This is a genomic window from Xanthomonas sp. BRIP62418, from assembly GCF_003993495.1.
Taxonomy (GTDB): Bacteria; Pseudomonadota; Gammaproteobacteria; order Xanthomonadales; family Xanthomonadaceae; genus Xanthomonas; species Xanthomonas euroxanthea.
In genome coordinates this window covers 99,043-113,360 of the sequence record NZ_QEZG01000049.1, presented here as the reverse complement: position 1 = coordinate 113,360, position 14,318 = coordinate 99,043, and the positions used below count along the sequence as shown (strand labels likewise).

Annotated in this window: 13 protein-coding genes; 11 read left to right on the top strand and 2 right to left on the bottom strand. The window is 67.1% G+C overall.

Annotated elements, in window-relative coordinates; all coding sequences use genetic code 11:
- Positions 1–93: 93 nt before the first annotated feature.
- The 3 genes from EO174_RS18770 to pbpC all read left to right on the top strand — a co-directional run bounded on the left by EO174_RS18770 (position 94) and on the right by pbpC (position 4,485).
- On the top strand, positions 94–1,041 hold the full coding sequence (locus tag EO174_RS18770; protein WP_164740265.1) for a glycerophosphodiester phosphodiesterase family protein: 948 nt from the start codon (positions 94–96) through the stop codon (positions 1,039–1,041).
- A 136-nt stretch (positions 1,042–1,177) separates the two neighbouring features.
- Positions 1,178–1,954: a CPBP family glutamic-type intramembrane protease gene (locus EO174_RS18765; RefSeq protein ID WP_232099325.1), complete on the top strand. Its 777-nt coding sequence runs from the start codon at positions 1,178–1,180 to the stop codon at positions 1,952–1,954.
- Positions 1,955–2,133: 179 nt separating this feature from the next.
- Entirely contained in the window at positions 2,134–4,485 is a 2,352-nt protein-coding gene (gene pbpC, locus EO174_RS18760) for a penicillin-binding protein 1C (protein ID WP_343132551.1), read from the top strand.
- A 313-nt stretch (positions 4,486–4,798) separates the two neighbouring features.
- Here the strand turns inward: pbpC and EO174_RS18755 are convergent, their stop codons facing one another.
- Both EO174_RS18755 and EO174_RS18750 read right to left on the bottom strand, forming a co-directional pair.
- Positions 4,799–5,356: a ferritin-like domain-containing protein gene (locus EO174_RS18755; RefSeq protein ID WP_104649799.1), complete on the bottom strand. Its 558-nt coding sequence runs from the start codon at positions 5,354–5,356 to the stop codon at positions 4,799–4,801.
- Positions 5,357–5,399: 43 nt separating this feature from the next.
- Positions 5,400–5,882, bottom strand: coding sequence for a peroxiredoxin (locus tag EO174_RS18750; RefSeq protein ID WP_104582349.1), 483 nt, complete (start codon positions 5,880–5,882; stop codon positions 5,400–5,402).
- 162 nt (positions 5,883–6,044) lie between these two features.
- Between EO174_RS18750 and EO174_RS18745 the strand changes: the two genes are divergently transcribed.
- From EO174_RS18745 to EO174_RS18710, 8 genes are all read left to right on the top strand, one after another.
- Positions 6,045–6,521, top strand: a complete 477-nt coding sequence (locus EO174_RS18745; RefSeq protein WP_104582350.1) for an Hsp20/alpha crystallin family protein — start codon at positions 6,045–6,047, stop codon at positions 6,519–6,521.
- 140 nt (positions 6,522–6,661) lie between these two features.
- Positions 6,662–7,552 (top strand): DnaJ C-terminal domain-containing protein, encoded by an 891-nt coding sequence (locus EO174_RS18740; protein ID WP_115676307.1) that lies wholly within the window; start codon positions 6,662–6,664, stop codon positions 7,550–7,552.
- Between the two features lie 386 nt (positions 7,553–7,938).
- Positions 7,939–8,325, top strand: coding sequence for a twitching motility response regulator PilH (pilH, locus tag EO174_RS18735; RefSeq protein WP_115676308.1), 387 nt, complete (start codon positions 7,939–7,941; stop codon positions 8,323–8,325).
- Between the two features lie 586 nt (positions 8,326–8,911).
- Positions 8,912–10,051, top strand: a complete 1,140-nt coding sequence (gene hflK / locus EO174_RS18730) for an FtsH protease activity modulator HflK (RefSeq protein WP_115676309.1) — start codon at positions 8,912–8,914, stop codon at positions 10,049–10,051.
- Positions 10,051–10,914 carry a protease modulator HflC gene (locus tag EO174_RS18725; protein ID WP_039523939.1) on the top strand — a complete coding sequence of 288 codons (864 nt, stop codon included), beginning with the start codon at positions 10,051–10,053 and terminating at the stop codon, positions 10,912–10,914. The genes hflK and EO174_RS18725 overlap by 1 nt, the downstream gene beginning before the upstream one ends.
- 431 nt (positions 10,915–11,345) lie before the next feature.
- Positions 11,346–11,810 (top strand): transposase, encoded by a 465-nt coding sequence (locus EO174_RS18720; protein WP_126946666.1) that lies wholly within the window; start codon positions 11,346–11,348, stop codon positions 11,808–11,810.
- Positions 11,811–12,305: 495 nt separating this feature from the next.
- A complete protein-coding gene (locus EO174_RS18715; RefSeq protein WP_126946664.1) occupies positions 12,306–12,491 on the top strand; it encodes a DUF2065 family protein in 186 nt (61 codons plus the stop codon).
- Positions 12,492–12,908: 417 nt separating this feature from the next.
- On the top strand, positions 12,909–14,201 hold the full coding sequence (locus EO174_RS18710; RefSeq protein ID WP_046341959.1) for an adenylosuccinate synthase: 1,293 nt from the start codon (positions 12,909–12,911) through the stop codon (positions 14,199–14,201).
- Positions 14,202–14,318 lie beyond the last annotated feature (117 nt).

Genomic DNA, 14,318 nt, shown 5'->3' with positions numbered 1-14,318 from the left:
TCTACGCATGACAGATCTCGCATCGTCTGCCTGCCGCGCGCCCCTGACGAAAAGCGCAGTCATTCTGTTACTTCCTACAAGCGGAGTTGTTCGATGACCTTACGTTCTGTCGCCGCCGTCGCGGCCATGCTGGGCGCGGCGCTTGTCACCCCTGCCAGCGCAGCACCTGGCGGCGTCGCCGCGATCCAGGCCCGGCTGAGCAATCCCGGCGGCGGTATCGTGGTGGTGGCCCATCGCGGTTGCCATGCACCGGCACCGGAGCATGGTTTCAAGGGCAGCGCACCGGAGAATTCGCTGGCCGCACTGGAGCGCTGCATCGCCATCGGCGCCGACGTGATGGAGACCGACGTGCGCCGCGCCGCCGATGGCACCCTGGTGATGCTGCACGACGCCACCGTGGACCGCACCACCGACGGCACCGGCAAGCTGTCAGAGCTGACCCTGGCCGACCTGCAAAAATTGCGGCTGCGCAGCGACGAAGGTGGCGCGCAGGCGCCGCTGACCGACCAACGCGTGGTCACGCTGGAGCAGATGCTGGCCGCCTCCAAGGGCCACATCCTGCTCAACCTGGACGTCAAGGATGCGATCTACGTGCAGGTGGTCGATGCGGTTGCCCGTGCCGGCATGCAGCACCAGGTGATCGTCAAGGCCGAAGCCGGCATCGCCACGCCGCCACTGGCCGCGATGCTGCCGTTCGACAAGGTCTATTTCTTCCCGATCCTGATCAACGCACATGGCACTGCCGATCTGGCCGCGATTGCCACTGCGCAGACGCGCAACGCACATCCGGCTGCGTTCGAGCTGCCCAGGATGACCGCAGCGCAGTTGCCGGCGTTGGCGGCGGTCAGCAAGGCGCACAAGGTGCGGCTGATGGTCAACTCGTTGTGGGACGGCTTCATTGCCGGCTACGGTGGCGACGCCGATGCGGTGCGCGACCCGGACAAGGTCTGGGGCCGCCTGTACCGCGATGGCGTGTCGATCATCCAGACCGACGCGCCGGAAGCCTTGCTGCGTTATCGCGCCGCGCTGGAGCAGCAGTAGGCCACCCATTGCATTGCGGCAGGCAGCTGGCGCGCGATGCGAACCGGATCTGGCCGCGCCACATCAACCCCGGACGCTGCGCCGATGTCGCCGCCAGCGGTATAGTCACCCGCTGTTTGCACGCAAGGATGTCTGCATGCCGCTCGATACACCCCTGCGCCGCGTCGGTCGGCATGTGGTCTGGTTGGTGGTGCTGCTGGTCGCGCTGCAGGTGCGTGATGTGGCCAAGGCCCTTGGTTTTCCAATCCCGAAAATTCCGGTGCCCTACGGCGGCGGGATTGCCGACAATCTGCTCAGCGTGGTGGTCGTGCTGGTCGCAGCGGCATTGCTGCGTCCTGGGATGCCAGGCGAACTCGCGGCGCGTCTGGGGCTGCGCTGGAACGGCATACGTGGCCCTGCGCTGACGTTGCTGGCCACGCTGCCGTGCTGGGTTGGGCTGTGGACGCAGTCCAGCTCGGTCGGTACCGACGATCTGCTTGGCCTGCTGTGGCTGGCACTGCTGTTTCCGCTGGCCGAAGAAATCGTTTTTCGCGGTTTCGGCTTCGTCTTTGCCTGCCGTGCGCTGGCCTGGCGCCCGGCGATCGCCGCGCTGGTGCAGGCGCTTGTGTTTGGCGGTGTGCATTGGCTCGGGGCCGGCGGTGGAGGTGGCGAGGCGTTGTTGATCTTCGCCATAACCGGTATCGGTGCGCTGCTGTTTGCCATCGTGGACGCGCAGGATGGCTACACGATCTGGAGCGGCTGGGTGTTGCATGTCTCGCTCAACGCGGCCTGGACCGTCTTTGCAGTCTCCGATTCGGCGGCCAGTGGCTGGCTCGGCATTGCGTTGCGCCTGTCTGCGGTGTTCCTGGCGATGGGCTTGTTGCGGTTGTTCGCACGGCCGCCTCACCCGCTGCGCGCGGCGGTCGTGGGCTAGCGCGCGTGTCCTCGCCTAAGGCAGCAGCGTGCAGCAACGTTGATCGCGCGTTGCCACAGCATGCCGCGCGATAGTGGCCGAAATGCGTTTTGCCCTGCATCCTTGGCAGGATGGATGAGCAGCAGCACGTGCAGGCAAGGACCGACCGGACGCAGGAACGCGCCGCTGGCGACGATGGTGTGGCCCGGCATGGCCGCCGCTGGTTGACGGGGCTACGCTGGGGCGCTGTAGCACTGCTGTCTGCCGTGTTGCTGCTGGACCTGGCCTTCCCGCTGCCACTGCCCAAGTCGCGTGACACCTCCACGCTGGTGGTGGCACGCGATGGTACGCCGTTGCGCGCCTTCGCCGACCGCAACGGGGTGTGGCGCTATCCGGCCAGCCCGCAGAGTGTGTCGCCGCTGTACCTGCAGGCGTTGCTGAACTACGAGGACCGCTGGTTCTGGCGCCATCCCGGGGTCAATCCGTGGGGCCTGCTGCGTGCCGGCGGGCAGTGGATCGGGCAGGGGCGCATCGTCTCCGGCGGCTCGACGCTGACCATGCAGGTGGCGCGCATCCTGGACCCGCACACGCGCACACCGTGGGGCAAGGCCAAGCAGTTGTTGCGCGCGCTGCAGCTGGAAGCGCACCTGAGCAAGCGCGAGATTCTGACGCTGTACCTGGAGCGCGCGCCCTACGGCGGCACCATCGAAGGCGTGGAAGCGGCCAGCTGGGCGTATCTGGGCAAGCCGGCCAAGGCTCTGTCGCAGGCCGAAGCCGCATTGCTGGCGGTATTGCCGCAATCGCCCAGCCGCCTGCGCCCGGATCGCCATCCCGAGGCCGCGCAACGCGCGCGCGACAAGGTGCTCGATCGCATGGTGGAGCTGGGGGTGTGGTCGCGCGCGCAGGTGGACGATGCGCGGATCGAGCCGGTGGTGACGCGCTCGCTCACACCGCCATTGCATGCGGCCTTGCTCGCGCAGCGGCTGCACGGCGCGCAACCGCGTGCAGCGCGCATCGTCACGACGCTGGATGTCGAACTGCAGCGCACCCTGGAGGAGCGCGTGGCCACCTATTTCTCGCAGCTGCCCGAGCGCACCTCGGCCGCCTTGCTGGTGGTGGACAACGCCAGCATGGAAGCGCGCGCGTATGTGGGTTCGGCCAGCTTCGGCGACCGCAAGCGGCTGGGGCATGTGGACATGGTGCAGGCCTGGCGCTCGCCCGGGTCCACCCTCAAGCCGTTCCTGTATGGCATGGCCCTGGACGATGGGGTGATCCATTCCGAAAGCCTGTTGGTGGATGCCCCGCAGAGCTTTGGCAGCTACCGGCCCGGCAATTTCGATGCGGCCTTCAATGGCCCGGTGAGCGCGGCGACGGCGTTGCGGTTGTCGTTGAACGTGCCGGCGGTGGATCTGCTCGACCGGATCGGCCCGGCGCGGTTTGCCGCGCGGCTGTCCAATGCCGGTATCGGCCTGCGTTTCGCACATGGCAGCACGCCGTCGCTTGCATTGATATTGGGCGGCACCGGTGCGCAGCTGCAGGAGTTGGTCGGTGCCTTTGCGGCGCTCAATCGCGGCGGCATCGCCGGGCGCGTGCGCTATACGCCGGACGATCCGCGCATCGAGCGCCGGCTGATGTCGCCGGGCGCGGCCTGGATCGTGCGCGAGATCCTGCAGAGCAATCCGCGCCCCGGGTATGGCGGCGGGACCTTCGACACCACTGCGCGCCCGGGCGTGGCCTGGAAGACCGGCACCAGCTACGGCTACCGCGATGCGTGGGCGATCGGCGGCACGCGCCGCTATACGGTCGGGGTGTGGGTGGGGCGGCCGGACGGCACGCCGCTGCCCGGCCAGTACGGCGCCGTCACCGCGTTGCCGTTGATGTTCGAAGTCATCGACGCCTTGCCCCGCAGCGCCGGCGACAGCGCGCCGGTGCCGATGCCGCCCACCGTGCAGGCGCTGGCCATCTGCTGGCCGCTCGGCGGCGCGGCCGATCAGACACCACCGGCGCAATGCGCACGCCGCGCCGACGCCTACGTGCTCGATGGCGCCGTGCCGCCCACCTTTGCCGAACGCGATGCGCGGCTATGGCACGGCGGGCAGCTGCATTTCGATGTGGATGCGCGCAGCGGGCAGCGGTTGTCGCAGGAGTGCAGCCAGCCGCATCAGCGCGTGCCGCAGGCCGTGGCACGCTGGCCGGCGTTGGTGTCGCCCTGGCTCAGTGCGGCCGAGCGCAAGGCCGCGCAATTGCCACCACTGGCCGCGGACTGTCTGCCGGATGGACGCATGACCGGTGGCGGTGTGCTGCGGATCGACGGGCTGAGCGATCGCGCCACGCTGGCGCGTGCCAACGCCGCATCGCGCCCGGTGCGCCTGCACCTGCGTGCCCTGGGCAGCGATGCGCGTATCGACTGGTTGCTGGACGGCCGCTGGATCGCACAGACCAACGGACGCCAGGGATTTCAGCGCGATTTCGCGGAAGTCGGCACGCATACGCTCACCGCAATGGCCAGCGACGGTGCCTGGACACAGCTGCGCTTTCGCGTATTGCGCTGACCGGGTCGGTAACGGGCATGTGCGGTGGCCGGCACCCCCGTAGGAGCGCACCCGGGCGCGACAGGGCATTCCCGGTAACGCCCCGTCGCGCCCGGGTGCGCTCCTACGCGGCGCTTGGGCGGCACAAAAAAAACAGACAGGGCGCTCTAGGCGCCCTGTCTGTTGCATCATCGAGTCGACTTCGACTTCGACTTCGACTTCGACTTCGACTTCGACTTATTCGACGTCGATGCCGATGCTGATGTCGTTGTCGATGCGACGCCACCATCGATCGCAACGCATCGCTACGTTGCAATCACGGGGCTCGCTCAACTCACTCGCCGATCCAGCCTTCCAGCAGGTCCGCAAACTCGTCGGCATGCTCTTCTTCCTGGGCCAGGATGCTTTCCAGGATGCGCTTGGTGGTGGTGTCCTTGTCGCCGATGAAGTCGATCATCTCGCGGTAGCTGTCGATGGCGATGCGTTCGGCGATCAGGTTCTCCCTGACCATGTCGCGCAGGTCGGTGCCTTCCTTGTATTCGGCATGCGAGCGCTTGGTCAGCGTGTCCGGGTTGAGGTCCGGTTCGCCGCCCAGTTGCACGATGCGCTCGGCAAGCTTGTGCGCGTGTTCCTGTTCCTGCTGCGCATGCTCCAGAAACTCGCCCTTGACCGCGTCGGCAAGCATGCCCTTGGCCATGAAGTAGTGGCGGTAGTAGCGCAGGGTGCACACGTATTCGGTGGCCAGTGCGGTGTTGAGCAGGTCGATCACCGCCTCGCGGTCGGCGTGGTAGCTCTCGGTGATGGCACCGTCTTCGATGCTCTGGCGTGCGCGGCTGCGCAAGGTGGCGGTATCGGTAATGCCGGGGAGTTGCTTGGCTGGCTGGGTAGACATGGCTGGCCGGTTTCCTTCTGAGTGGACGGGGGGAATCAATGCATCAATCGGGCAGGTGCTGCAGCACGTAATCGGCGGCAGACACCTTGAATTCGCCAGGTTCTTCGACAAACAAGGCCTTGACCACGGCATCATCGGCATACAGCGCGTAGCGGCGCGAGCGCAGGCCCATGCCCGAGCCGCTGGCGTCGATCTCCAGGCCCAGCGCGCGGGCCAGTTCGGCGTTGCCGTCGGGCAGCAGGTGCAGGCCGTCGGGAATCAGCTGGCTGCGGCCCCAGGCCTGCATCACGAACGGGTCGTTGACCGCGGTGCACAGCACTTCGATGCCGCGTTTACGGAATTCATCGAAGTGCTCCACATAACCGGGCAGGTGCTTGGCCGAGCAGGTCGGGGTGAAGGCGCCCGGTACCGCGAACAGCAGCACCTTGCGCCCCGCGAACAGGCTGTGGGTGTCGACCGCCTCGATGCCCTCACGCAGGCGCTTGAGCACGACTTCGGGAATGCGGTCACCAACGTGGATGGTCATGGGGCGGGCTCCTGTGGCTGAACGAATTCTAGAAAGGGGCAGGGGAAAAGCGCGTCAACGCGCTTGAAATCCGCAGCCGCACGCCTATCTGACGCACATGGCCGGCGCAACGTGCGCACGCCGCGGCAGCCGGCCCCTCACCCAACCTTTTGGAGGCTCGCAATGAACATCGTTCGTTATCCCCAGTGGCCCACCCACGCGCTGCAAAACGAGATCAAGCACGTGTTCGACCGTTTCTTCGAGCACAACGGCGACACCGACGAATCGGCGGTGGTGACCGCGCAGTGGGTGCCACGCGTGGACATCAAGGAAGAGCCCAACCACTTCGTGCTGTATGCCGACCTGCCGGGCATCGACCCCAGCCAGATCGAGGTGCAGATGGACAAGGGCATCCTGTCGATCAAGGGCGAGCGCAACAGCGAGTCCAGCACCGAGACCGAGCGTTTCTCGCGCATCGAGCGCCGTTACGGCAGCTTCCACCGCCGCTTCGCGCTGCCCGACAGTGCCGACCCCGACGGCATCACCGCCGCCGGCCATAACGGCGTACTGGAAATCCGCATCCCCAAGCGCCCGGCGGCCACCCCGCGCCGCATCCAGGTCGGCACCGGCCAGGACACCAGCGGCGGCACCGTGCAGTAAGGCCGCAAAACCTGGAGCGAAGCGGCCTGCTTCGCTTCCCGGCGGCAACCGCACCGTAGAATAGGTGCGGTTGCCCGCCCGGCTGCGATATGACTGGCTCGTGGCCTCGGCTGCGGGCCGTTTTTTTCAGAGGTGATTAGATGGAATTCAAGGATTACTACGCAACGCTGGGCGTGGAGCCCAGCGCAGGCGATGCGGAGATCAAGACCGCCTACCGCCGGCTCGCGCGCAAGTACCACCCCGACGTCAGCAAAGAAGCCGGCGCCGAAGACAAGTTCAAGGCCATCAACGAAGCCTACGAGGCGCTGCGCGACCCGGCCAAGCGCAAGGCCTACGACCAGCTCAAGGCACAGGGCTTCCGCCCGGGCGACGAGTTCCAGGCCCCCCCCAGCTACGGCGGCGGGCAGGGCTACGACTTCGAGGAAGTGTTCGGCAATGGCGGCGCCGGTGGCGGCTTCAGCGATTTCTTCGAAAGCCTGTTTGCCGGCCAGCGCGGCGGCCGGCCGCGCGGCCCGGGGGCTGGTGCCGGCGCAGGGCCGCAGGCGCGCGGCGATACCCGCGCCAAGCTGGCGGTGCCGTTGGAAGCGGTGTATGCGGGCGACAGCGTGCGCATCACCATCAACGGCAAGCAGCTGGACGTGCGCGTGCCCAAGGGTGTGCAGCCTGGACAGGTGATCCGCCTGAGCGGGCAGGGCAATGGCGGCGGCAACCTGCTGCTGGAGATCGAATACGCCGCGCACCCGCAGTTCGAGGTGGACGGGCGCAACATCCTGTACACCTTGCAGGTCATGCCCTGGCAGGCGGCACTGGGCACCACGATCAGCGTGCCGACCCTGGGCGGGGCGGTGGAATTGAAGGTGCCGGCCGACTCCGACGCCGGCCGCAAGCTGCGCCTGCGCGGCCGCGGCCTGCCGGGCGCCACCCCGGGCGACCAGATCGTGGAGCTGGAGATCCTGGCCCCGGCCCCCACCGACGATGCGCAGAAGAAGGCCTACCGCAACCTGGCCAAGGCGTTCGGCGAGTCGGTGTAGGCGGCGTGGGGTGACGCGGAAAATGGATGAGGGTTCGGCAGGCAGGTGGTGCGCCAGTGAACGTCGATCTGCGCGGTTGAATCGCCGCCGTCCCCTCATCCGGCGCTGTGCGTCCCCTTCTCCCGATGGGAGAAGGGACCCGTCGTCCCCCTCGTATCGATGAGGGATTGAGGGCAGGGCAGCATGCACGTAATACGTGGGCGAGCGGCTTTCTGCGACGTTGTTGCATCCAGCTGCGTCTTGTCCAACGTAGTACGCATCGGCTGGGCAATCGCGCCGCGCCACTGGATCACGCCTCGTAACGGCATCGCCGGGCGTACCGTCTGGCCCAGCTACCGCAAGCGCGGCCGGCGCACTACACTCGCCGCGCACATTAGGGGAAACACATGGCACGCATTCTGATCGTCGACGACTCGCCGTCGCAGCTGCTGGGGATTCAGCGCATCGTCGAGAAGCTGGGGCACGAGACCATCACTGCAACCGATGGTGCCGCCGGCGTGGAAGCGGCCAAGTCGTCACTACCGGATCTGGTGCTGATGGATGTGGTGATGCCCAACCTCAACGGCTTCCAGGCCACCCGCACGCTCAAGCGCGAGCCGACCACCCAGCACATCCCGGTGATCCTGGTGACCACCAAGGACCAGGACACCGATCGCATGTGGGGCATGCGCCAGGGCGCACGCGCCTACATCACCAAGCCGTTCTCCGAAGACGAGTTGCTGGAAGTGATGGAGCGCGTGTTCAACCAGAAAGACGAACCGCCGATGGCGTGAGTGCGGCGACGAGGGGGAAGCAGGGTTGGCGGACGCGTTCCGGACTGCGTCGTGCCAGCGCAGCATCGCCCCAGCCGCATGCCCCTCAGCGCTGATGCCAACGTCAGCTGCGCCGCCAGTGCCGTTTGGACACCGATGCTCGCCTGCCATCGGCGGCATCCTGCGCCGCAACCCGGGGTCGGCAAAGCGCAGCGGTTGCTTGGCCTGACCGCGACCCTGGGCTATCCAGCCAGGCCAGACGCCGGATCGGTCGACTGACAATGGCCACGCGTCAGCGAGCAGCACGATGTCGTCGGCCTCATCGTGCAGCGCATCGCAGGCCGGGTCTGCGTCCAGTCTCGGCGTGATCCCCATTGGCCAACTCCAGAACGCGCGCCCGGTGCTTGCCCCCAGATCGCGCTGACACCGTGTCCTTCCCGTCTGCGAACCCGGCCATCGGCTCGATCCACCCCAGCGGCTAAACCGGGATGCACCAATTGGGGCCTTTCAAAACGGTCGGTCTGCCCCATCTAGTAGAATCAGCGAATCAAACAACACGGCGGCACTGCGGGACTGGCCCGCACAGCCCCTCGATCATGGAGCGTGCATGGCCTGGAACACACCCGGCAACAAGGGCGGAGACGGCCCGGACCCCAACCGTCGCAGGTCCTGGGGCCCGCGTGGTGGTGGTAACGGTGGTGGCTGGGGCAATCTGCCCGCCCCGTTGAAAGAGCTGTTCGATGGTGGCGTGGGGCGCTGGATCCTGGTCGCGGTGGTGCTGATGGTGCTGTTCTCCAGCTTCCAGCTCATCGGCGAACAGCAGCGCGGCGTGGTGCTGCGCTTCGGCCAGTTCTCGCGCATCCTGCAGCCCGGCCCGAATTTCAAGCTGCCCTGGCCGGTCGAGTCGGTGCGCAAGGTCAACGCCACCGAGATCAAGACCTTCAGCAACCAGGTGCCGGTGCTGACCCGCGACGAGAACATCGTCAACGTCTCGCTCAACGTGCAGTACCAGATCAGCGACCCGCGCAAGTACCTGTTCGGTTCGCGCAATGCCGATCTGGTGCTGGAGCAGGCCGCGCAGAGTGCCGTGCGTGAGCAGGTGGGCCGTTCCGACCTCAATACCGTGCTCAACAACCGTGGCCCGCTGGCCATCGCCTCCAAGGATCGCCTGCAGGCGGCACTGGACGCCTACAACACCGGCCTGGCCGTCACCGGCGTGACCCTGCCCGACGCCCGCCCGCCGGAAGAAGTGAAGCCGGCCTTCGACGAGGTCAACGGTGCCCAGCAGGTGCGCGAGCGCCTGATCAACGAAGCCCAGGCCTACGCCGCCAAGGTGGTGCCCGAGGCACGCGGCCAGGGCGCGCGCACCCGCACCGGCGCCGAAGGCTACAAGCAGGCGGTGATCTCCAAGGCCGAAGGCGACGCCGATCGCTTCACGCTGTTGCAGGAGCAGTACGCCAACGCGCCCGAGGTCACGCGCAAGCGCCTGTGGCTGGAAACGGTGCAGAAGGTGCTGTCGGAGAACCGCAAGGTGATCGGCAGCGATGGCCGCCAGGTCATCTACGTGCCGTTGCCGGCCGACGCCGGCAAGTCCGCCAGCAACAGCGGCACTACGGGCAACAGCGGCATGCCGTCGATGGTGCCGCAGGATGTGCTGTTGAATCCGCCGCAAACCAGCGGCGGCAGCGAGGGCATCCGCAATCCGGAGCGCGGCCCGCGCCCGACCGGCCGTGAGGGAACCGAATAATGAAGAATTCGCTAGTCATCGGCCTGATCGTCGCCGTGTTGCTGACCCTGATGGGCTCGGTGTTCGTGGTGCGCGAGGACCAGACCGCCATGGTGCTCAACCTGGGCCGTGTGGTGCGTGCCGACCTCAAGCCCGGCCTGCACTTCAAGATCCCGGTGGTGGAATCGGTGCGCGTGTTCGATCGCCGCTTCCAGGTGCTGGACACCGCCCCGGCGCGCTACTTCACCGCCGAGCAGAAAGACGTCAGCGTGGACTTCTTCGCCATCGGCTACATCTCCGACGTGCGGGCGTTCTATCGCGCCACCGGTGGTGAGGAGTCGGTCGCCAATTCGCGCCTGGCCCCGATCATCACCGACTCGCTGCGCAACCAGATCAACTCGCGCACCCTGCAGCAGCTGGTCTCCGGCGACCGCAGCGAATTGATCGCCAACCAGCTCAAGGGCATCAACGGCGCCATCAAGGGCTTAGGGATGCAGATCACCGACCTGCGCATCAAGCAGATCGACCTGCCGACCGACAGCCAGGTGATCACCGACGTCTACGAGCGCATGCGCGCCCAGCGCAAGCAGGAAGCCAGCAAGCTGCGTGCCGAAGGCGAAGAGCAGGCCCTGACCATCCGCGCCCAGGCCGACCGCGAATCCACCGTGATCGTGGCCGACGCCGAGCGCGATGCGCAGAAGCTGCGCGGCGAAGGCGATGCCGACGCCGCCCGCATCTACGGCCAGGCCGGTGCCAAGGATCCGTCGTTCTACGCGTTCTATCGCAGCCTGGAGGCGTACCGCGGCTCCATGACCGACGGCAACGGCGTGGTGGTGCTGGACAAGAACGACCCGTTCCTGCAGTACCTCAAGAGCGATCGTTGATCGCTGGCTGATCGCCATGCCTTGAAACGCCAACGCCCGCCTAACGCGGGCGTTGTCGTATGTGCCTCTCACTGCCGGGCAGACAGACGCGCGCCCAACCGTAGGAGCGCAGCCGGGCGCGACTGCTTTACCGGGAATGCCCGTCGCGCCCAGGCGCGCTCCTACGCGTGGCGCGTGTGGGCCGATGGATCGGGCCGATGGCGTTTCGTGGACTGCGATGGTGGTGGGTATGCCCGGAGTCCGCAGCTGCCTGGAGCGCCTCTCCCGTCGGGTTGGCCAGACTCGACCCGGTAGGAGCGCACCCGGGCGCGACGGGCCTTGCCGGCCGACCCCGCTGGTTGCCTTTGACAGTCAGCCGCCACATGGATCCCTAGCGCAGAACGCGGCAACCGCCGATATCTCGCGTGGTCCAAGGCCGTCAGCATCGCGCCATGGCCAACATCGACACTCCCGGGCATCGCGCGCTGCGCCGTGGCAGGCAGTCTTCGCCCAACAGCGCTTACCTGCTGACCACCACGACATGGCAGCGTCGCCCTGTGTTCGCAGATGTGCTGCTGGCCGCAGCGGCCTGCCGCGCGTTCACCGCGGCAACGCCCTCCGACGCCAGGCTGTTGGCCTGGGTATTGATGCCGGATCATGTGCATTGGTTGTTGCAGCTCGGAAGCACCACCGGGTTGACCAACGCCGTCTCACGCATGAAAGCGTGTGCAGCGCGCGCGGTGAACGATCAGCGCCAGCATCACGCACCGGTCTGGAGCCGCAGCTACCACGACCACGCGTTGCGCAAGGACGAGGACCTGCACGCAGCCGCGCGCTACCTCATCGCCAATCCCCTCCGTGCCGGGCTGGTCAGCCGCGTGGGCGATTACCCGTTCTGGGACGCAATCTGGCTTTGAGAGGTGATTAATGCGCATCCAAACCCCGGCATCCTCGTAGGAGCGCACCCGGGCGCGACTGCTTTACCGGCAATGCCTGTCGCGCCCAGGTGCGCTCCTACGAGGTGCGGCGTGTCGGGATGTTGATCCGGTGCCTTTCGTGGATCGAATGGTCGTGCGTCAGGCGGTCTGCAGATCTCGCGAGGCACGCCACCTCGCCGCGTAGGAGCGCACCCGGGCGCGACTGCTTTACCGGCAATGCCTGTCGCGCCCAGGTGCGCTCCTACGAGGTGCGGCGTGTCGGGATGTTGATCCGGTGCCTTTCGTGGATCGAATGATCGTGCGTCAGGCGGTCTGAAGATCTCGCGAGGCACGCCACCTCGCCGCGTAGGAGCGCACCCGGGCGCGACCGTTTTACCGGCAATGCCCGTCGCGCCCAGGTGCGCTCCTACGGTGTGGCGTGGCAGGCTGCCGAACCGGGCACACTGCAGCTCCCACGTTGTCCTGGTGTTGCTGATGCACGAGTTCCTGTCCGCGTTATGCCTGATCGCCGTCATCGAAGGCCTGCTGCTGTTCGCCGCGCCCGCCGCCTGGAAGCGGATGGTCGAGCAGCTGTTCAGCCTGCCAACGGCCCAACTGCGTGCCATCGGCGGTGTGACCCTGGCGCTGGGCGCGATCGCGCTGTGGATCGTGCGTCACTGAGTGGGTGGTCCATTCCGACCGCAACGGGCAGCGTAGGAGCGCACCCGGGCGCGACAGGCGTTAGCGGTGAAGCAGTCGCGCCCGGGTGCGCTCCTACGACCCGCGATGGGGGCTTGGGATTGCCAGGGACCGGCAGCGCCCGGAGCACCGCGCAACCGATGGCCAGCGGCAATCCGACGAGCCCCCCGATCCGCCGTTCGCCGGGGGTAGTGCACGTCACCGGAAACCCGGATAATGCACAAAAGCCGGCCGGGCACGCTCACACAGGGCACCTCGTTCGGCTTTTTCCGTGTCAGGGCTTTACGCGCCGCTGCAAGGCTCCCCGATGGAGCCGCGCGCCAGGCGACGCCGCCAGCCGTGAACCGGTCCCATCCCGCGGCCCCGATGGCCGCAGCAAAACTCAGGAGTTCACCCGTCATGGGTCAGTCAGTTGTCGTGCTCGGTGCCCAGTGGGGCGATGAAGGCAAAGGCAAGATCGTCGATCTGCTCACCGAAGAGATCGGTGCGGTGGTCCGCTTCCAGGGTGGCCACAACGCCGGCCACACGCTCGTCATCAATGGCAAGAAGACCGTCTTGCACCTGATTCCGTCCGGCATCCTGCGCGACGACGCGCTGTGCCTGATCGGCAATGGCGTGGTGATCTCCCCGGCCGCGCTGATCAAGGAGATCAGCGAGCTTGAAGGCGCCGGCGTGGAAGTGCGCTCGCGCCTGAAGATCTCTCCGGCTGCGCCGCTGATCATGCCGTACCACATCGCCCTGGACCAGGCGCGCGAGAAGGCCGCCGGCGGCAAGGCCATCGGCACCACCGGCCGCGGTATCGGCCCGGCGTACGAAGACAAGGTCGCCCGCCGCGGTATCCGCATCGCCGACCTGCACTACCCGCCGCAGCTGGAAGAGCTGCTGCGCACCGCGCTGGACTACCACAACTTCGTGCTGACCAAGTACCTGGGCGTGGAAGCGGTGGACTTCCAGAAGACCTTCGACGAGGCACTGGCCTTTGGCGACTACGTGCAGCCGATGAAGTCGGACGTGGCCGGCATCCTGCACGACCTGCGCAAGCAGGGCAAACGCGTGCTGTTCGAAGGCGCGCAGGGCGCGCTGCTGGACATCGACCACGGCACCTATCCGTATGTCACCAGCTCCAACACCACCGTCGGCGGCGCACTGGCCGGTACCGGCGTGGGCGCTGACGCCATCGACTACGTGCTGGGCATCGCCAAGGCCTATGCCACGCGCGTGGGCGGCGGCCCGTTCCCGACCGAGCTGGACGACGCAGTGGGCCAGGGCATCCGCGACCGCGGTGCCGAGTACGGCGCCTCCACCGGCCGCCCGCGTCGCTGCGGCTGGATGGACATCGTCGCGCTCAAGCGTGCGGTGGCCATCAACGGCATCTCCGGCCTGTGCATCACCAAGCTCGACGTGCTCGACGGCATGGAAAAGCTCAAGGTCTGCATCGCCTACGAATACCGCGGCAAGCGCACCGAATACGCCCCGCTGGACGCGCAGGGCTGGGAAGAGTGCACCCCGGTGTACCTGGAGTTCCCGGGCTGGACCGAGAACACCCACGGCATCACCGAGTGGGACAAGCTGCCGGTGGCCGCACGTGCCTACCTGCGCGCGCTGGAAGAACTGGCCGGCTGCCCGATCAGCATCGTCTCCACCGGCCCGGATCGCGACCACACGATGGTGCTGCAGGACCCGTTCGCCTGATCGGCTGACGCCTATCGCGGCATCGTCCAACGGCCCGGCTTGTCCGGGCCGTTGGCGTTTGAGGATTGCTGGTTTGCCATGAGTTCCAGCGGCGCCGGGGTGCAGCTGGCGCGGTTA

Excerpts from the sequence above, each read along its gene's own strand:
- EO174_RS18770 (WP_164740265.1), top strand. The coding sequence starts at position 94 with ATGACCTTACGTTCTGTCGCCGCCGTCGCGGCCATGCTGGGCGCGGCG.
- EO174_RS18765 (WP_232099325.1), top strand. The coding sequence starts at position 1,178 with ATGCCGCTCGATACACCCCTGCGCCGCGTCGGTCGGCATGTGGTCTGG.
- EO174_RS18755 (WP_104649799.1), bottom strand. The coding sequence starts at position 5,356 with ATGTCTACCCAGCCAGCCAAGCAACTCCCCGGCATTACCGATACCGCC.
- EO174_RS18750 (WP_104582349.1), bottom strand. The coding sequence starts at position 5,882 with ATGACCATCCACGTTGGTGACCGCATTCCCGAAGTCGTGCTCAAGCGC.
- EO174_RS18745 (WP_104582350.1), top strand. The coding sequence starts at position 6,045 with ATGAACATCGTTCGTTATCCCCAGTGGCCCACCCACGCGCTGCAAAAC.
- EO174_RS18740 (WP_115676307.1), top strand. The coding sequence starts at position 6,662 with ATGGAATTCAAGGATTACTACGCAACGCTGGGCGTGGAGCCCAGCGCA.
- pilH (WP_115676308.1), top strand. The coding sequence starts at position 7,939 with ATGGCACGCATTCTGATCGTCGACGACTCGCCGTCGCAGCTGCTGGGG.
- hflK (WP_115676309.1), top strand. The coding sequence starts at position 8,912 with ATGGCCTGGAACACACCCGGCAACAAGGGCGGAGACGGCCCGGACCCC.
- EO174_RS18725 (WP_039523939.1), top strand. The coding sequence starts at position 10,051 with ATGAAGAATTCGCTAGTCATCGGCCTGATCGTCGCCGTGTTGCTGACC.
- EO174_RS18720 (WP_126946666.1), top strand. The coding sequence starts at position 11,346 with ATGGCCAACATCGACACTCCCGGGCATCGCGCGCTGCGCCGTGGCAGG.
- EO174_RS18715 (WP_126946664.1), top strand. The coding sequence starts at position 12,306 with ATGCACGAGTTCCTGTCCGCGTTATGCCTGATCGCCGTCATCGAAGGC.
- EO174_RS18710 (WP_046341959.1), top strand. The coding sequence starts at position 12,909 with ATGGGTCAGTCAGTTGTCGTGCTCGGTGCCCAGTGGGGCGATGAAGGC.